Source organism: Sphingobacterium sp. G1-14 (assembly GCF_002196555.1).
Classification (GTDB): Bacteria; Bacteroidota; Bacteroidia; order Sphingobacteriales; family Sphingobacteriaceae; genus Sphingobacterium; species Sphingobacterium siyangense.
The window spans coordinates 4,038,721-4,055,436 of record NZ_CP021381.1 but is presented as its reverse complement, the minus strand read 5'-3'; the positions used below and the strand labels follow the sequence as shown (position 1 = coordinate 4,055,436).

Sequence of the window (16,716 nt, the reverse complement as noted above, 5' to 3'; positions counted from 1 at the left end):
AAACTTTAAAATCGTTAAAGATGTACAACGCAGACGAACAATTCGAAAAATTAGGTTTGACATTACCTCCAGCACCGGCACCTAAAGGTGTCTATAAACCATACGTCATTGACGGCAAGTATCTGTATCTTTCTGGTCATGGTCCCGTACAAGATGATGCTGCATTAATTATCGGTCGCATTGGAAGTGATATCAGTCCTGAAGAAGGCAAACTTGCAGCGAGACAAGTAGGCCTAACCATGTTGTCGACCATTAAAACCAATTTGGGCTCATTGAACAAAATCAAGCGTGTGATCAAGGTATTGGGTATGGTCAACTGTACCTCGGATTTTCTTTATCATCCAGGTGTAATTAACGGCTGTAGTGAACTATTCGCTGCGGTTTGGGGAGAAGAGAATGGTATTGGAACACGTAGTGCAGTTGGATTTGGATCTTTGCCCGATAATATTCCCGTAGAAATCGAAGCATTATTTGAATTATACTAATCGGAATTGTATGGAAACTTGGTGCCATATACATGATGTTGATCAGGTCGATTCGCCAGCCTTGCTGGTCTATCCTGATCGCATTGTCAAGAACATAGACCGCGCTTTACATATTGTGCATGGGCGGGCTGATCGATTGCGGCCGCATATCAAAACGAACAAGTGTCGGGAAGTATGCCAACTGATGATGGATAAGGGGATTACAAAGTTTAAGTGTGCAACCATTGCAGAAGCTGAACTATTGGGTGTTATCGGTGCAAAAGATGTTTTGCTGGCATACCAGCCCGTAGGGCCAAAGATAGATCGTTTTTTGAATCTTGTAACCGCCTTTCCGGAGACACATTTTGCCTGTCTTGTGGATCATGTCGATGCAGCACAGGAGATTTCAAAGTGGAGCTTGTCGAAAGGCTTACGCAGCGCTGTTTATCTGGATGTTAATATTGGCATGGGCCGAACAGGATTACCTTTAGAAGGGATTGAGCGTCTCGTTATGGATATCCATCTTTTGGAAGGTATTCAGTTGGTAGGTGTGCATGGTTATGACGGTCATATTCATGATAAGGATTATAAACTTCGCGAAAAGCAATCCCAACATTCATATGGTATACTCGAAACTGCCTACCTTATGGCGCAGGTGTCCACTTCTAAACCTTTGACTAAAGTTATTGGCGGTTCACCAAGTTTCCCTTTTCATGCCGAACGCAGCGATGTAGAATGCAGTCCCGGAACGTTTGTGTTTTGGGATTTCGGCTATGCCGAAAATTACGCAGAACAGGATTTTATGCTTGCGGCGGTACTTTTGACGCGAGTCGTTTCTATCGTTGATCACAAGCACCTTTGTTTGGACCTGGGGTATAAATCAGTTGCATGTGAATCGCCGCAGCCTCGCGTCAAGTTTTTCGATCCCCGTATTGGCGAAATAAAAATGCAGAGTGAAGAACATTTGGTTGTTGAAGTTTCCAATACTGCACAATTTAATATTGGCGATGCGCTGTATGCTGTGCCACGACATATCTGTCCGACAGTAGCTTGTTATGGCGAACTTCAAGTTGTCAATGAACGGCAGGCAGATCAAATTTGGACTGTTTATGCGCGAAATAAAAAAATAAATTATTGATATGTACGAATTTGAAATGCCATTTTTGGTCGATGCACATTTGGATTTGAGTATGAATGCCATGGAATGGAATCGGGATCTTCGATTGCCGATTACTGAACTGAACCGTAGGGAAAAGGGGATGGATGACAAACCCGATCGGGCTAAGGCAACAGTCACTTTTGACGAATTGCGTCGTGGTCATATTGGTTTGGTTGTTGCTACACAAATCGCTCGATTCGTAAAACCCGATAGCCTATTACCAGGCTGGTACTCACCGGAACAGGCATGGGCGCAAACACAGGGTCAGCTTGCATGGTATAAAGCAATGGAAGCCGATGGCCAAATGAAAATGATCTGTACGAAAACTGATCTGGACCAGCATTTGGCGCTCTGGTCAGAGGGGGGCGATCATGCCGATAAGCCAATCGGGTACCTGCTGAGTCTGGAAGGTGCCGATTCCATTGTGGATATCAGCTATCTCGAAACAGCTTATAAATATGGTTTAAGAGCGATTGGACCAGCACATTACGGGCCAGGTAGATATGCCAACGGAACAGATTCATCCGGCAAGCTTAATGAGCAGGGAATAAGGTTGTTGCAGGAAATGGAGCGATTGGGGATGATATTGGACGCGACACACCTAAATGATGATGCTTTTTGGGATGCTGTACAACGTTATCAGGGTGCGATTTGGGCCAGTCACAATAATTGCCGCAAGTTTGTGGACCATAATAGGCAGTTCAGTGATGAAATGATTAAGACACTTGTGGAGAAAAAAGCAGTGATCGGTGTAGCGCTTGATGCTTGGATGATGGTACCGAATTGGGTCCGCGGTGTATCCGACCCTAAAACAAGCAATTGCTCCATGGATATCATGGCTAACAATATTGATCATATTTGTCAATTGGCAGGAACTGTCGATCATGTTGGGGTGGGGAGCGATTTAGACGGAGCATTTGGACGTGAGCAGTGTCCTTATGATCTGGAAACTATTGCTGATATCCAAAAAGTATTTGGTATCCTGTCAAAAAGAGGGTATGATAACACGGATCTTGAAAAGATTGCCAGCAAGAACTGGCTTAATTTTATGCGAAATGCATTGCCAGAATCTTAAGAAAAGATAATCGAATCTTAAGAAAAGAAATGGAGACATCCTTGAGCACAAATAGGTCAATAACCTACCCAGATGATAGCATGTCTTGAAGAGCAAATAGTTAACAATAGCGAAGCCGATTAAACGAATCAAAACAAACACCTCCAACACCAATTAATAGATGAAACCAGTATTACGCGTGCAATTGTCCCTGATGATGTTTTTAGAGTATTTTATCAAAGGGGCTTGGTTTGTAACTTTGGGAACATACCTCATTAAATCGCTCAATGCCTCGGGTATGGAGGTCGCAAATATTTTTGCGACACAATCCCTTGGTGCTGTATTTGCTCCTTTTTTTGTGGGTTTTGTCGCCGACAGGTATTTTAATGCCGAGCGGGTACTTTCAGCATTACATCTCCTTGGAGCTGCACTACTTTACGGGATGTCGCAAGCACCGGATGCGACACATTTTTATCCCTATGTATTTGTCTATTTTATGGCTTACATGTCTTCGCTATCCTTATCCAATGGAATCGCATTCCGGCATATTGAAGACGCGAAGAAGTATTTTCCGGGGGTACGCGTGTGGGGAACGATCGGTTGGATCTGTTCGGGACTCGTGATCAGTTATTTGTTCCGTTGGGATGCTCCCGAATCGATACAGGCAGGTGCCCTGCATAATACCTTTATTATGGGCGCGGTTTGTTCGTTATTATTGGCGGTCTTCAGTCTAGCATTGCCAAAAACACCACCACAGGTGAAGCTTAGAGATGAAAAGTTTGATTTTGGAAAGGCAATCGGTTTGGATGCATTGAAGCTTTTAAAACAGCGGAGTTTTCTGATTTTTTTTGTAACAGCAATTGTCATCTGTATTCCCATTTCGTTCTATTATCAAAATGCGAACCCATTTTTGGTCAACGCCGGAATACCCAATCCCACAGCAAAAATGGCATTGGGGCAATTTTCCGAAGCCATCTGCTTGTTGTTGATTCCATTTTTCTTTAGACGCTTGGGGTATAAAAAGATGATTTTACTGGGCATTGCGGCCTGGGCACTCCGTTATTTGTTTTTTGCTTACGGCGACGGACAGGAACGGTCATTCTTATTGCTGTTCGGAATTTTATTGCATGGCATCTGCTATGATTTTATGTTCGTAGTGGGTCAGATCTATACCGATCGAATTGCTGGTGAAAAATACAAAGCTTCTGCACAGGGTCTTATTACCATCGCGATGTATGGTGTAGGTATGCTGATCGGATTTTGGGTTGCCGGTGCTGTTTCAGATTACCTAAAAACAGCTTATGCTGCTCAATTTTGGGAATATCTTTGGTTTATTCCAGCAGGTATTTCTGGTTTTTGTCTTGTGCTATTTGCCCTGTTTTTTAAAGAGGAGAAAGCGGTGCCGGATATGAAAGCTAGCTAAAGATGCGCTACGTCCAATTAAAGGCAGAACGTTCATAAAAAACGATAACATGGAGCATCTTTGATGGGAAGGTGCTCCATGTCTTGAAAATGTTGATTAGATCATATTGAACCATTCCTGGTATTTTTCACCGATAAAGGGGAGTGGTTTCCGCTCTCCGGAAAATGCGGATATTAATCCTAATATAAGAGCAATAAGTAGGAGCAATCCAACAATACTAATGGCAATTCCGCCAATACCTGGAACAAAACGTAACAGTCCCAACGCCATTCCTGTTACTGAAATTCCTATACTTTGTCGGATATGGAATTGCGCTAAAGCAGTCTTTTCCTTGTTGTTCATAATGATGGCAGCAACAAGGCCGATGATGGTTAAGTAAGAAATAATAGCAATTGTTTTTCCGTCACTTGACGTAGCCTTCTGAATAGGGGTTCTCTCCATGATCCTTTAATGTAAAATGTTTGACTTAAATATTTAAGTCAAATTTAGGAGAGATATCCCTTCCATCCTTTAGCTGAATTCAGGGATATTTTAATTATCCTTCGACACTTTCCAGTAATTGCTTTTCATGGAGTTCAAAATATTCACCTCTTTTCTCCATCAATTCAGCATGTGTACCCTGTTCCACAATTTCTCCTTGATCCATCACCAATATATGGTCTGCATTCTTGATTGTCGAGATGCGATGGGCAATAAAAATACAGGTCTTGCCTTTCATGATGCGGCTTAGCGAACGGAGAATTGTTTCTTCTGTTTTTGTATCCACGGCTGAAAGACAGTCATCAAAAATCAATACTTTGGGTTCCTTAATTAAAGCGCGTGCGATGGAAACCCGTTGTTTTTGTCCACCGGAGAGGGTGATACCACGTTCCCCAACGGCGGTTTCAAATCCATCTTCAAAAGCTATAATGTTGTCGTATACAGCGGCATCTTTGGCGGCCTGTTCCACTTGTTCCTGTGTAAAGTGATCTAAACCAAAGCCTATATTATTTGCAATGGTATCTGAAAATAGGAAAACATCTTGTGGGACAAATCCAACTTGTTGGCGTAAGCTTTTGAAGTCAAGGTTTTTAATTTCAAGACTATCATAATGAATACTTCCGTTGTCGATATCATACATCCGAAGGAGTAAGTTGGCCAGTGTAGATTTTCCGGATCCTGTTTTTCCGATAATAGCAAGTGTTTTGCCGATCGGAATTTGGAACGATATATTTTTAATCGCCTGAATACCCGTTTCCGGATAGGTAAAGGAGATCCCATCAACCCTGATTTCACCCGCTAGTTCTTGGGTAGCTGTTCCGTTAACAATTGGAGATTCAGTATGGAGAAATTCGTTGATGCGTTTTTGTGAGGCTGCAGCACGTTGTACCAATGAGGTAACCCAAGCCAAAGACATGGCCGGGAAAGTCAACTGGTTGACATAGATGATAAACTCAGCAATATTTCCGGCAGTGACTGTTCCTTTGGCAACTTCAATTCCACCAATATAAATGGTGATTACCGTACTGAGCCCAATCAGCAATAGAATAAGCGGAAAGAAAACAGCCTGTACTTTGACGAGATCAAGAGCCGTATTACGGTAAATGGTACTTTCCTTCTCAAATTCCTGCATTTTATTTTGTTCTCTGGTATAGGTCTTGATGACGCGGATACCAGCAAAAGTTTCCTGCACAAAAGAAGAAAGGTTCGCCAGTTGTTTCTGAATTTTTAAGCTACGCTTGTTAATAATCTTATTGACAAATAAAATAATAACCGATAGAACCGGTATTGGCGCCAATGCATAGGTCGCCAACCGTCCATTGACACTATACATCGCATAGATGACCATGATCGATAAAACTACGGTATTGATCGCATACATGATGGCGGGTCCGAGGTAGTTACGTACCTGATTGACATCTTCGGTGGCTCGGCTCATGAGATCTCCGGTATTGTTCTTCCGAAAGAAACCGAAGTTTAAATCTTGGTAATGATTATAGATCTCATTTTTGAGGTCGTATTCAATATAACGCGACGTTAAAATGATCGTCTGACGCATAAAGAATAAAAATATGCCCCGCAACAGCGAAAGTAGGAGAACGACGAAACCAAAAAACAGGAGACTGGTGCCAAAAACCTGGTAGATGAGTTCCTGTCTGTCGAAACCATCAAATAGACGGTATAGATAGATGTTTTCCTGTACCAAATCAAATGCTTCGCGGATTACCTTCGCAGGCAATACCCCGAAATAGTTGGAGATGATAACAAAAATAACCCCTGGAATCAGTTTCCAGCGGTATTTATAAAAGTACTTATTTAAGTAGGCGAGATCCTTCATATTACGAATACAAAAGTAGGACTAATTCATCAAAATGCTTTACGATTTGAGTGAATTTACTGTCATTCGGAAATCAAATGTTAAGTCTTGGATAAAAAAAGTTGTTATGCACAACGAATAATTTTCCTACTTTTGCATCAAGTACCTTAAAAAATTAAAACAAATTAGAGTAGTACATTTTATGTCAACATCTCAAAATTCTATTTTTGAATTGATGAGCCAGTCTGGCCATCAAAACTTATTTTTCTGTAATGATGAATTAGTGGGCTTGAAAGCTATCGTTGCGATCCATGATACAACCTTAGGGCCTGCGATAGGAGGGGTTCGTATGTTACCATACGAAAGTACAGAAGAAGCTATTGAGGATGCTTTACGTTTATCCAAGGCCATTACGTATAAATCAGCCATCACTGGATTGAATTTAGGCGGTGGTAGTGCTGTTATTATTGGGAATAGCCGTTTGGACAAATCTGAGGTTTTATTGCGCCGTTTGGGCCAGTTTATTGAAGGATTGAATGGTAATTTCATTGCTTCTTTGGATGTAGGTACCACACAACGCGATTTAGAACATATTTATACCGAAACTGACCATGTTGCAGGTTTACCAAAAGCAATTCATGGCAGTGGCGTTGGTGATCCTTCGATCTTCGCTGCTCAAGGTGTTTATTTCGGTATAAAAGCATGCTTAAAGGAATTATACGGATCGGAAAATGTTGCTGGTAAAAAAGTAATTGTACATGGAGTAGGTGGTGTTGGTGAGCGTTTAATTGCGATGTTGCGTGAAGAGAATGCGCGTGTATATGTAAGCGATATTACGGAAGAAAAAATGCTAAAAGTAGCGGCTAAGTACAAAGCTGAACCAATACCTTACGGTGAAGTATTCGATCACGAATTTGATGTATATTCTCCCTGTGCATTAGGTGGTACCGTAAATCCAGAATCCGCACAGAAAATGCAATGCAAAATTATTGCTGGTTCTGCCAATAATCAATTGAAAGATGAACTTGTTACAAGTTCTATCCTTCATGAAAGAGGTATATTATACGCTCCTGACTATTTGATCAACGCTGGTGCATTAATCGGCTGTTATTCAGAAATTCAAAATTATGGCGTAGATCACACTGAATTTGTGATCAAAAATATTTATAATGCGACTAGAGACGTGTTAAAAAAATCAAAAGAAGAGAATATCTCTACTTTTGAAGCGGCCAATCGCATCGCGGAGAAGCGTATCCAAGATATTAAAAAAATCAAGAGATAGTCTTCATCCCAAAATCGTTCTTATTTATTATTTTATAAAAAATCGTTCTTTAAAATTACTATGTTAAACAGGAGACACCTGAGGGTAAAAGTAGTGCAAACGCTTTATGCGTACAGTCTTTCGGAAGATAAAGACATCAAAACATTTGAGAAAGCACTATTAAAAAATGTGGATGAAGTTTATGAGATGTATATGTGGACACTGAATCTTTTAGATGAAGTATCTGATTATGTCTTAATAGATGCAGAGGGTAGGGCCAATAAGTTTTTACCAACTGAAAAAGACTTGTCTTTAACGACCAAGTTAAGTACAAACACTTTTATTGAGTCATTGAGACAAAATCCACAATATGGAGAAGGTGTCAAAAAGTATAAGATTTCCTGGAGCTTTGATCCGGAGATCGTACGTACTGTATTTTTGCAGTTAAAGGATTCTGAAGCTTATTTGGAGTACTTGCAACAAGAAGATCGTTCGATCGGTACGGAAAAAGATATCATCAAGCATATCTTTAAAAAGATCATCTTGAAATCGCCGGTTATAGAGCAGGTTTTTGAAGAAAAATTCATCAACTGGCCGGTAGATAAAGAAGTATTGCAAGCGTTGATTGCGAAGACTTTTAAGAATTTTAGTTCTGAAGATCCACGTAAAAATAAACTTGCAGAGATTACGCAAAACTGGAATGATGATAGCGACTATGTCATTGCATTGTTGGGTAAAACTATTCGCAATACAAATGAGTATCAAAAGCTTATCTCTGAGAAAACGAAGAATTGGGAATCAGATCGTATTGCCTTAATGGATACATTATTGATGCGTATGGCCATATGTGAATTGGTTAATTTTCCATCTATTCCAGTGAAAGTGACAATAAATGAGTATATTGAAATTTCTAAGGTATTCAGTACATTGAAAAGTAATACATTTATCAATGGTATCTTGGATAAAATACTGAACGATCTGAATCAACAAGGAAGAATCCAGAAGGCAGGTCGTGGTTTAAGAGATTAAAACCAAACGCATAAATAATTTATACGAATGAAAAACTTTGGCAAATATTCGGTTTTAGCTTTGTCGGCAGTACTTTTATTTTCTTGTGGAAATGAACAAAAAGGAAAAGAAGAGGGAACCAAGACAGCGACTGAAACAGCAGCTGCGGATAGCCTTTCTAAGGCAGCAGCACAATTGGGAAAAGTAGAATTTGAAGAGTCTGCATTTGATTTCGGTCAGGTGAAGGAAGGCGCACAGGTAAAACATACCTTTGTGTTGAAAAATTCGGGTGATGCACCTGTTATTATTTCGAAAGTGACTGCTTCATGTGGTTGTACACAACCTGAGTTTTCGAAAAGCCCTATTTTGCCAGGTGGAAAATCTGAGATCCATGTAACTTTCAATAGTGAAGGACAGGTTGGTAAACAGCAGAAGATCATTACGATTCAATCGAATGCTTCCAATGGCTTAACAACGGTGCAGCTCAAAGGCGAAGTATTAGCAAAATAACACATTATTAAACGATATAATAACAAATGAATACAGTATTATTACAAGCAGCAGGTGGCGCCGGTTATGGTCAACTGATAATGATGGTTGGTCTAGTTGTGGTATTTTATTTCTTCATGATCAGACCACAGATGAAAAAGCAAAAAGACCATAAGAAATATATTGAGCAATTAGGTGTAAATTCAAAGGTGGTAACTACAGCTGGTATTCATGGCCGTATTGTAGAAGTATCAGACACTACTTTCTTAGTCGATGTAGGTTCGGGCGTAAAAATCCGTTTTGATAAATCAGCAGTTGCTTTAGATGCTTCTAAAGCTGCTAACAACACGGAGAAGAGCGCTTCTTAAGCCTTTTCCTAAAAGAAATAAAAGCCAGTTTTCTACGAAAACTGGCTTTTTTTATTATGTTTCCGGTAAAACGGTTACGCTAGGGAACGAGTCCCGAATATAAAAAAGGTGCACTGATATCCCTGATTTTTGATAACATAAAATAATATTTTGGTGGCAATTTAATTATTTCGTCTTGCGAGATTTAGTCTAAAATGTATCCCTATTCGAATTAGTATAGTGAATATTTTGTATATTTAGACATCGGAGGTTATTATGACATCATTAGAATTGAAAGAAGAACGCAGAAAATTAAATCAAGCAGCGAAACAGGCTTCTGAAATTGCGAATAAGGAGAACCGGGCTTTAGATTTATCGATACAGATCATTGAGGGCGGATATGTTGTTGAAAAACGTGTAGACGGAAGTCGTCAGATTATTAAAAAAATAGATCGGATAAAGAGTAAAGTTAAATTAAAAAAAGGTATTGTTTTATGCCTAGGGCCAAAAGATTGAGGGTATTTGCCGGTCCAAATGGTTCGGGTAAATCAACTTTATATAAGCAAATCAGTAGCCAGTTTAATACTGGCTATTTTGTTAATTCAGACGAAATTGAACAGGATATTAGCAAAGCTGGGTTTATAAATCTTAATAGGTTTGGATTAAAACTTACTCAGGAAGACTTGGATCGATTTCTAGGCAGGGATCAATCTATAAGCCTATTACGGAAGGCCAAAGAATCTGGACATCCTATATCTATTGCTATTCGTGAAAATATGATCGTAGATAAGTCTAGAGATACTCATAGTTATGAAGCGTCACTTATTACCTCTTTTATACGGTATCATTTGCTCGAAAATGGTATCAGCTATTCATTTGAGACTGTTATGAGTCATCCGTCCAAATTGGATGAAATTGATGAAGCAAGTGAAAGAAAGTATAGGACGTATTTTTATTTTGTTTGCTTAGATGACCCATTGATTAATATTTCTCGTGTTGAAATTAGAAAAGAGAAGGGTGGTCATGGTGTGCCAAAAGATAAAATCGTCGAAAGATACTATCGTACACTGACCAATTTATTGCCAGCGATAAGAACTTGTGAAAAAGCTTATCTATTTGACAACTCAGGTGAAACAATGGTTCTGATAGCAGAAGTATTTCGTGGAGAGGTTACTATTTTATTACCGGAAAATAAACTTCCAAATTGGTTTATTCAATACGTTGTCAATAAAATTGACGAATAAGCTTTTTCCTAAAAGAAATGAATGCCAGTTTTCGTAGAAAACTGGCTTTTTTATGTGATGCCTTTTAATTTCATCGTTTAGCTAACTGCGACGGAGCAGTGCTCGATACGATAACAATGCTTTAGATTACTCCACAATAAATGGAATTCGAAAAACCGCCATCTAAGGTATCCCATATTCCGACATAGACATGGAAATCAGTGGTTTTTCGCTTTAGCCGGTCAAATTGAAGGGAACAAGAACCTTCGCTTACGCTTGCGATAGAAGTTCTTAAATGGGATTCATTAAACGGGTCCAATAATACCAGGTTGATTTTATATACGCTATCACTATATTGATCATCTGCTTCCCAGCTCAGGTCGATTACATCATTGTTGATGCTGACTTGGCAGTTGGATAATGGGGTTAGCGAACCAGAAAATAGAAGCAGTCGTTCTGGATTAACAAAAGGGTTATTCTCTGCGTCTATTTCGATGGCCTCCTTAAAAATATGTCGTTGTGCCAATTGGAATGCACCTACGCGACTTCCTTTTTCAGCTAAAAACTGGTAACCAAATTCGAGAAGCCGCTTATTATGGCCGGCAAACTTGCCGGCTACTTGCTGTTTTTTTCTGTTTAAGAGCTCCGCCGCACTTGGTGGGGAGCTGCGTTTTCTTTTTGGGCCGCGCACTACATTTTGATCCTTCAACATGTAGGCACTCACCGATCCAAATTTACCAATAATAGGTCCATTTGGACCGTTTTGTAAAATTGCCATAGCTATTCCTCTTTTAGTTTATAATTCTTGTATTGAGCTTATTATCAATTTACTACTATTTTCTCAATTACTTTAGTAGTAACACTATTTTTACAGGGGATTAACAGGGGGTTAGTAGGGGATTGACCCCTGTTAACCCCCTGTAATACCCCTGTAAAACCCCTGTAAACATAAAACGTAACAGTTGTCAAATACAGTCGTTTTTGCGATGTTATTCTCAACGGTTTTTCATTTGTTTTTAGGGTTTAATCTACTGCTGACATCGGGCTGTCGATTGAGGGAGTAACTTTATGAAAAAAAACGATATGAAAAATCTTAGACCATTTGATGGGCAGCATTGTGAAACAACGGCAACAGGTACATTACTTGCCCATATAGGCATTGAACTTTCCGAGCCGATGCTTTTTGGACTGGCGGAAGGGCTCAGTTTTATCTATTGGAAAATGAAAACCATGGATTTTCCATTTTTGGGCGGACGAATAAAACCAGATCTCCTGACGCAGCATATCTGCAAAAATCTCGGTCTAAACCTCAGCGTTCATGAAACTTCTTCAAAAGTAAAAGCTTGGCAGGCTGTACAACAGCTCTTGGATAGGGGGCAACCGGTAGGCTTAAAACTCGATGCCTATCATCTGGAGTATTTTGCAAAACCCTTTCATTTCGCGGGTCATTATGTAGCTATTTATGGCTATGACCATGATAATGCCTATCTGGTGGATACGCGGCAGCAGGGTGGAAGCGTGCTTACATCCCTTGCGAGTTTGGTGCTAGCTAGGGCTGAGAAGGGGCCTATGGCGTCTAAAAATCTGTATTACACGATAGCAGGTAGTGGTGGGGATTTGGACTTGAAAGAAGTGCTGATTGCTGCAATGGTCAATAATGCAAAGGAATATCTTGCACCACCCATCAGCAACATTTCATATAAAGGAATTTTGAAAACTGCTGAGGAATTGACCAAATGGTATAAGACGAGTCATGCGATTGAAAGTGAGTTTAAAATGGCTGCAAATTTGATGGAAAACGCAGGTACTGGTGGCGCTTTGTTTCGAAATCTATACCGCGACTTTATAAAGGAAAGTTATGATCTGCTCCAAATAGAGCAGATCGCTGAGGTTCATCATGAGTTTGCGCAGATTGCATTATTGTGGACATCCTTGTCGGAATTGTTTAATCAAATTGCGGAGACAGTCAGTTTCGATGACCTGCAACAGGCGTCAGAAATTCTCAAAACCCTTGCCACAAAAGAGAAAAATGCAATGAAGCTGTTGGTTTCATTAGAACACGGTGTTAGCTGATGCGGTTTCCTGTAAAAACAGGGTTTGTCTGTTTCTATGTTAGCTTAATTTTGAGATAAAGAGAGATTTGGCACTATACTGTTCTGTATCTTTTTGGTTTACTCCATATCAAGAATGTCTCCAGGTTTGCAGTCCAGTACTTTGCAGATGGCTTCTAAGGTTTCAAACCGGACGCCTTTAGCCTTACCTGTTTTTAAGATGGAAAGATTCACAAGGCTTAAACCGACTTTCTCCGATAATTCTGTCAAAGACATTTTACGCTTAGCTAAGACAACATCTAAATTAATTATAATAGGCATGTTTAATTAAATAAAGGATTCATTCTCCCTACTTAAGACGACACCGGATTTAAAAGCTGCGCCAAAAGCTAATAATACTAATCCAATGATTGTCTCCGTATCGAAAAGATGTGTTCCATTGTGTAACATATAGTCCGAACTATTTAAACTTAATTTTGTAATACAATTAAGGAAAAATTCCTGTGTAATCCATCTCATAACAGGCAAAAGCATCAGACAGAATGAGCTGAAAACGATTAATGAAGCATTTTTATCCGTAAAAAATGTATTATTACTAAACGATTTAAAAAGTTTCTGGACAACGAGAATTAATAAACCAATTAGAATCCAGTAACATAACTGTGCGGTTTGATAAAGAATAGATGAGAAGGAAAGTAATTCTTTCAGGGATTGAAATCTCAACTGAACGAAGCCCTTCGCTTGGTAAGGACTGATAATCAATGTGTCCTTGAACCAGTGATCCAATGTTTGAGAAACATCCTTTTGTTGATTTGCTGGGCCATCTGCGGCTTTGGGTATTATATTAACATTATAAACCCCATAAGCTTTGAGACCGCTACCTGCGGCAGGTATGCCGGATGAAAATAGATTTGATGCCAAGAATAGGACATAGAATACCATTACTACGCGAGAAAGATAGTAGAGATATCGCGCTGTGTTATTAGTGGATAGTTTCATAATTGATTTTTTTTGATTAACACAAATTTAATTAAATTTAAAATAAAACATATATTATTTAATGTTTTATTTTAAATTTTTATTGAATTATACTATTTATTCAAGCTATGGTTGTATTGGTTGCCCTTTCGATTACAGTAATTTAGTCTGGATTTGATCAAGCTATCTTTCGGTTTTGACCAAATTTTAAGTACATCTTATTTGGATAGATGCATGCAATTGGTGTTTTTTACTTTGGATGATCGTGTCTGCCTTTACGAACAGATCAAGTGCTCTCCTTATGAAAGATGTTCATGGATTTTTTGGGGTGGTAAGTGAGTTGTCGTTTGGCAGACAATTTTTTATTAGCTGATTTATACGCCTAGTGGACTAAGTTTTTATTTGCCTATGGGCTGATTTTTACGCAAATTGATTAAGTTTGTATCATGGCGAATGCAGTTCGAATAAATAAGACCCAACGGCGTAAGATTAATGTCTTCGTGCGTTGTGTTGGAATTTCGTTGTTAGCTTGGTTATTGTTTTCGATCTCCAATCAATATACTGTTTCCGTCAAGGCGGCGATTGAATATGTCAATCTTCCCGAGAAACGCGCATTTCACCCCCAGCAATCCGATACGGTAAAAGTGAAGCTGGAGATGACAGGATGGCAATTCCTGTTTTCCAAAGCTGCATTGGAAACCCCAAAGGTTCAGGTGGACCTAAGCTCGTTAAAAACCAAAGACTGGATTGTTTTTTCCAACCAATTGGGCTTTATCAACCGACAGTTTCCACATGAACAACGCGTGGTGTCAGTTAGCCCAGATACCTTGTTTTTTGATTTTTCCAAACAGACCCAGCGTAAGGTGCCTGTAAAACCCCTTGCAAATATCGGATTTAAACGTGGCTACGGTTTTATCGCTGATACCAAAGTTACACCAGCTTATGTGACAATCACCGGACCTTACGAGGATGTTTCGGCTATCGAGTATTGGGAAACGGATACCGTTAGGGGGAAAGAAGTCGAAACCGACGTTCGGACCGTGGCCAACCTGGCACGTAACCAAAAAGCGAATATCAATGTTTATCCGACTTCGGTCGAGGTGCTCATGCCTGTAGGTGAATTGACAGAGAAAATAATCGAGTTGCCCGTAAAAGTGGAGAATGGCCAACGTTATAGCTCGGTCAGGCTTAGTCCGAGCAAAGTTGTCGTCACGGTGTTGATGTCCGTCAAAGATTATAATACCTATACATCGCGAGATTTTGAAGCGGTGGTGGATTTGTCCGATTGGGAGAAAAACGAGGTGCAATATCTGCCTATTTTGTTGACCAAGGTACCGGACTATTGTAAGGTAATTAGCGTTGTGCCTCAAAACGTGGACTTTTTTGTACGTAAATAACAATATTTTCATGAAGATTGGAATAACAGGTGGAATTGGATCCGGTAAAACATTTATCTGTCAGCTTTTTAAAGCCATGGCTGTACCTGTTTATAATGCTGATGATGAGGCGAAGGAATTGATGAATTCCGATTTGCGAATCAAAGCTCGCTTGATTGCGGAGTTCGGCGAAGAGACCTATAAGGATGGGAAACTGAATCGGGCTTTTTTGGCTGAACAAATATTCTCCGACAAGGCGAAGCTCGAACTTGTGAACAGCATTGTACACCCCATCGTTATTCAGGCGGCAAAGGACTGGGCTGAACAGCAAAAGTCCCGTTATTCACTCAAAGAGGCTGCTTTGCTTTTTGAAAGTGGGTCCTACAAGGATCTTGATTATACCATACTGGTTACTGCGCCTTTACCCATACGCGTTAAACGTGTCATGGAACGTGATGCTGTTACTGAGGAACAGGTCATGGAGCGAATTAATAAGCAACTATCTGACGAAGAAAAATTAAAATTGGCAGACTTCGTCATCATTAATGATGGAACCACTCCGCTATTACCGCAGGTGTGGACTTTGCATCAAAAGTTTCTAAAATAATATGATGTCTACACTATTGGCTGACTTCTTAGTCAGAAAGCCAGAAGGCTATTACTGCCGTTATGGTGATTTTTTTATTGATGCCAGCAATCCCGTTATGCACAATGTCGTATCTCATGCCCATGGCGATCATGCCAGTTCAGGACACGACTATGTGTATGCCACACATGCGACTTCAGTTTTTATGACTTATCGGTATAAACAAAATCGCAAAGATTCTTATCAGGTCAAATTGTTTAATAGTCCCTTTAAAATAGGTGCAGTCGAAATCACATTTTTACCAGCAGGTCATATACTGGGTTCAGCACAGATTCTAATGGAATATCGGGGGGTACGTTACTTGTACACCGGCGATTACAAGTTACAAGCTGATGATACCTGTGAGCCGATCAAAGTGCAGCAGGCTGATGTCCTCATTACGGAAAGTACCTTTGCAAATCCGGATATCAGCCATCCCGATCCGGCGGAGGAGATAAAAAAACTTGATGGACATGCCAGTAATATCTTATTAGGTACTTATGTGTTGGGCAAGGCGCAGCGAATTACTGATTTGATCAACAGGTACTGCCCGGATCGAAAAGTGCTTGTGCATAGTGGAATATTGCCTTACCATCGCCTTTATGATCAACACGGGCTGAAGAAATTAGACTACGAGCCCTACAACAGAAAAGAAATGAAACAGGGCGAACAGAACAAAGTTTACTTGGTACCGCCGATGACCTTCAATAGTTATTTTAGGGCGACCAAAGTATTACGTGCATTTGCCTCAGGCTGGAAACGTTTACAGGTACAGAATGATATCGAGCTGTATATTTCTGATCATGTGGACTGGAATGACATTCTTCAGTACATTAAGATGGTAAATCCCAAAGAAGTTTGGACACTACACGGTGACGGAAGCATTTTAAAACGTTATTTTAACGAAAAATTGATCGTGCGTGATGTGCTTTCTGCATAAGTAAGTTGTGTCGATAACTCCG

19 protein-coding genes are annotated in these 16,716 nt (G+C 39.9%); 14 read left to right on the top strand and 5 right to left on the bottom strand.

Translation table 11 applies throughout. The annotated features are described in order from the left end of the window. Nucleotides 1-20 precede the first annotated feature (20 nt). The 4 genes from CBM24_RS17535 to CBM24_RS17520 all read left to right on the top strand — a co-directional run bounded on the left by CBM24_RS17535 (nt 21) and on the right by CBM24_RS17520 (nt 4,100). On the top strand, nt 21-485 hold the full coding sequence (locus CBM24_RS17535; RefSeq protein ID WP_075993294.1) for a RidA family protein: 465 nt from the start codon (nt 21-23) through the stop codon (nt 483-485). Nucleotides 486-495: 10 nt separating this feature from the next. Continuing rightward, nucleotides 496-1,602 carry a D-TA family PLP-dependent enzyme gene (locus CBM24_RS17530; protein ID WP_088162147.1) on the top strand — a complete coding sequence of 369 codons (1,107 nt, stop codon included), beginning with the start codon at nt 496-498 and terminating at the stop codon, nt 1,600-1,602. 1 nt (nt 1,603) lies between these two features. Then, entirely contained in the window at nt 1,604-2,698 is a 1,095-nt protein-coding gene (locus CBM24_RS17525; protein ID WP_232475554.1) for a dipeptidase, read from the top strand. A gap of 160 nt (nt 2,699-2,858) precedes the next feature. Continuing rightward, nucleotides 2,859-4,100, top strand: coding sequence for an MFS transporter (locus tag CBM24_RS17520; protein WP_088162146.1), 1,242 nt, complete (start codon nt 2,859-2,861; stop codon nt 4,098-4,100). Nucleotides 4,101-4,196: 96 nt separating this feature from the next. Here the strand turns inward: CBM24_RS17520 and CBM24_RS17515 are convergent, their stop codons facing one another. Together CBM24_RS17515 and CBM24_RS17510 are read right to left on the bottom strand one after the other, a co-directional pair. Continuing rightward, the gene (locus CBM24_RS17515) at nt 4,197-4,541 is read right to left on the bottom strand and encodes a hypothetical protein (RefSeq protein ID WP_088162145.1); all 345 of its coding nucleotides are present in this window, start codon (nt 4,539-4,541) and stop codon (nt 4,197-4,199) included. A 94-nt stretch (nt 4,542-4,635) separates the two neighbouring features. Beyond that, entirely contained in the window at nt 4,636-6,417 is a 1,782-nt protein-coding gene (locus CBM24_RS17510; RefSeq protein WP_088162144.1) for an ABC transporter ATP-binding protein, read from the bottom strand. A 181-nt stretch (nt 6,418-6,598) separates the two neighbouring features. On the opposite strand from CBM24_RS17510, the gene CBM24_RS17505 reads away from it, so the two are divergent. From CBM24_RS17505 to CBM24_RS17480, 6 genes are all read left to right on the top strand, one after another. Continuing rightward, nucleotides 6,599-7,678 (top strand): Glu/Leu/Phe/Val family dehydrogenase, encoded by a 1,080-nt coding sequence (locus tag CBM24_RS17505; protein WP_088162143.1) that lies wholly within the window; start codon nt 6,599-6,601, stop codon nt 7,676-7,678. Between the two features lie 60 nt (nt 7,679-7,738). Next, nucleotides 7,739-8,686: a transcription antitermination factor NusB gene (gene nusB / locus CBM24_RS17500; protein ID WP_070565546.1), complete on the top strand. Its 948-nt coding sequence runs from the start codon at nt 7,739-7,741 to the stop codon at nt 8,684-8,686. Between the two features lie 27 nt (nt 8,687-8,713). Next, the gene (locus CBM24_RS17495) at nt 8,714-9,175 is read left to right on the top strand and encodes a DUF1573 domain-containing protein (RefSeq protein WP_088162142.1); all 462 of its coding nucleotides are present in this window, start codon (nt 8,714-8,716) and stop codon (nt 9,173-9,175) included. A 26-nt stretch (nt 9,176-9,201) separates the two neighbouring features. Beyond that, nucleotides 9,202-9,522 (top strand): preprotein translocase subunit YajC, encoded by a 321-nt coding sequence (gene yajC / locus CBM24_RS17490; RefSeq protein ID WP_088162141.1) that lies wholly within the window; start codon nt 9,202-9,204, stop codon nt 9,520-9,522. A 255-nt stretch (nt 9,523-9,777) separates the two neighbouring features. Continuing rightward, nucleotides 9,778-10,017 (top strand): hypothetical protein, encoded by a 240-nt coding sequence (locus tag CBM24_RS17485; RefSeq protein ID WP_088162140.1) that lies wholly within the window; start codon nt 9,778-9,780, stop codon nt 10,015-10,017. Then, the gene (locus CBM24_RS17480) at nt 9,996-10,745 is read left to right on the top strand and encodes a hypothetical protein (protein ID WP_088162139.1); all 750 of its coding nucleotides are present in this window, start codon (nt 9,996-9,998) and stop codon (nt 10,743-10,745) included. The genes CBM24_RS17485 and CBM24_RS17480 overlap by 22 nt, the downstream gene beginning before the upstream one ends. Before the next feature lie 121 nt (nt 10,746-10,866). Here the strand turns inward: CBM24_RS17480 and CBM24_RS17475 are convergent, their stop codons facing one another. Then, entirely contained in the window at nt 10,867-11,502 is a 636-nt protein-coding gene (locus CBM24_RS17475) for a hypothetical protein (protein WP_088162138.1), read from the bottom strand. A gap of 305 nt (nt 11,503-11,807) precedes the next feature. Here CBM24_RS17475 and CBM24_RS17470 point away from each other — a divergent pair, with 305 nt between their 5' ends. After that, on the top strand, nt 11,808-12,797 hold the full coding sequence (locus tag CBM24_RS17470; RefSeq protein WP_088162137.1) for a BtrH N-terminal domain-containing protein: 990 nt from the start codon (nt 11,808-11,810) through the stop codon (nt 12,795-12,797). A 98-nt stretch (nt 12,798-12,895) separates the two neighbouring features. Here CBM24_RS17470 and CBM24_RS17465 read toward each other — a convergent pair whose 3' ends face one another. Then, entirely contained in the window at nt 12,896-13,096 is a 201-nt protein-coding gene (locus CBM24_RS17465; protein ID WP_088162136.1) for a helix-turn-helix domain-containing protein, read from the bottom strand. Nucleotides 13,097-13,102: 6 nt separating this feature from the next. Beyond that, the gene (locus CBM24_RS17460; protein ID WP_088162135.1) at nt 13,103-13,774 is read right to left on the bottom strand and encodes a hypothetical protein; all 672 of its coding nucleotides are present in this window, start codon (nt 13,772-13,774) and stop codon (nt 13,103-13,105) included. A gap of 425 nt (nt 13,775-14,199) precedes the next feature. Between CBM24_RS17460 and CBM24_RS17455 the strand changes: the two genes are divergently transcribed. Genes CBM24_RS17455 through CBM24_RS17445 form a run of 3 tightly spaced genes read left to right on the top strand, consistent with a single transcriptional unit; the run spans nt 14,200 to nt 16,694 of the window. Continuing rightward, entirely contained in the window at nt 14,200-15,150 is a 951-nt protein-coding gene (locus tag CBM24_RS17455) for a YbbR-like domain-containing protein (RefSeq protein ID WP_088162134.1), read from the top strand. A gap of 10 nt (nt 15,151-15,160) precedes the next feature. Continuing rightward, nucleotides 15,161-15,736 (top strand): dephospho-CoA kinase, encoded by a 576-nt coding sequence (gene coaE, locus CBM24_RS17450; RefSeq protein ID WP_198385935.1) that lies wholly within the window; start codon nt 15,161-15,163, stop codon nt 15,734-15,736. A gap of 1 nt (nt 15,737) precedes the next feature. After that, entirely contained in the window at nt 15,738-16,694 is a 957-nt protein-coding gene (locus CBM24_RS17445) for an exonuclease (protein WP_312352506.1), read from the top strand. The last annotated feature ends 22 nt before the right edge of the window (nt 16,695-16,716 follow it).

Bases quoted from the DNA above. Each gene is read 5' to 3' on its own strand.
- CBM24_RS17530 (WP_088162147.1), top strand. From the start codon at position 496: ATGGAAACTTGGTGCCATATACATGATGTTGATCAGGTCGATTCGCCA.
- CBM24_RS17485 (WP_088162140.1), top strand. From the start codon at position 9,778: ATGACATCATTAGAATTGAAAGAAGAACGCAGAAAATTAAATCAAGCA.
- nusB (WP_070565546.1), top strand. From the start codon at position 7,739: ATGTTAAACAGGAGACACCTGAGGGTAAAAGTAGTGCAAACGCTTTAT.
- CBM24_RS17475 (WP_088162138.1), bottom strand. From the start codon at position 11,502: ATGGCAATTTTACAAAACGGTCCAAATGGACCTATTATTGGTAAATTT.
- yajC (WP_088162141.1), top strand. From the start codon at position 9,202: ATGAATACAGTATTATTACAAGCAGCAGGTGGCGCCGGTTATGGTCAA.
- CBM24_RS17515 (WP_088162145.1), bottom strand. From the start codon at position 4,541: ATGGAGAGAACCCCTATTCAGAAGGCTACGTCAAGTGACGGAAAAACA.
- CBM24_RS17520 (WP_088162146.1), top strand. From the start codon at position 2,859: ATGAAACCAGTATTACGCGTGCAATTGTCCCTGATGATGTTTTTAGAG.
- CBM24_RS17455 (WP_088162134.1), top strand. From the start codon at position 14,200: ATGGCGAATGCAGTTCGAATAAATAAGACCCAACGGCGTAAGATTAAT.
- CBM24_RS17480 (WP_088162139.1), top strand. From the start codon at position 9,996: ATGCCTAGGGCCAAAAGATTGAGGGTATTTGCCGGTCCAAATGGTTCG.
- CBM24_RS17510 (WP_088162144.1), bottom strand. From the start codon at position 6,417: ATGAAGGATCTCGCCTACTTAAATAAGTACTTTTATAAATACCGCTGG.
- CBM24_RS17525 (WP_232475554.1), top strand. From the start codon at position 1,604: ATGTACGAATTTGAAATGCCATTTTTGGTCGATGCACATTTGGATTTG.
- CBM24_RS17505 (WP_088162143.1), top strand. From the start codon at position 6,599: ATGTCAACATCTCAAAATTCTATTTTTGAATTGATGAGCCAGTCTGGC.
- CBM24_RS17495 (WP_088162142.1), top strand. From the start codon at position 8,714: ATGAAAAACTTTGGCAAATATTCGGTTTTAGCTTTGTCGGCAGTACTT.
- CBM24_RS17535 (WP_075993294.1), top strand. From the start codon at position 21: ATGTACAACGCAGACGAACAATTCGAAAAATTAGGTTTGACATTACCT.
- CBM24_RS17445 (WP_312352506.1), top strand. From the start codon at position 15,738: ATGATGTCTACACTATTGGCTGACTTCTTAGTCAGAAAGCCAGAAGGC.
- CBM24_RS17465 (WP_088162136.1), bottom strand. From the start codon at position 13,096: ATGCCTATTATAATTAATTTAGATGTTGTCTTAGCTAAGCGTAAAATG.
- CBM24_RS17470 (WP_088162137.1), top strand. From the start codon at position 11,808: ATGAAAAATCTTAGACCATTTGATGGGCAGCATTGTGAAACAACGGCA.
- CBM24_RS17460 (WP_088162135.1), bottom strand. From the start codon at position 13,774: ATGAAACTATCCACTAATAACACAGCGCGATATCTCTACTATCTTTCT.
- coaE (WP_198385935.1), top strand. From the start codon at position 15,161: ATGAAGATTGGAATAACAGGTGGAATTGGATCCGGTAAAACATTTATC.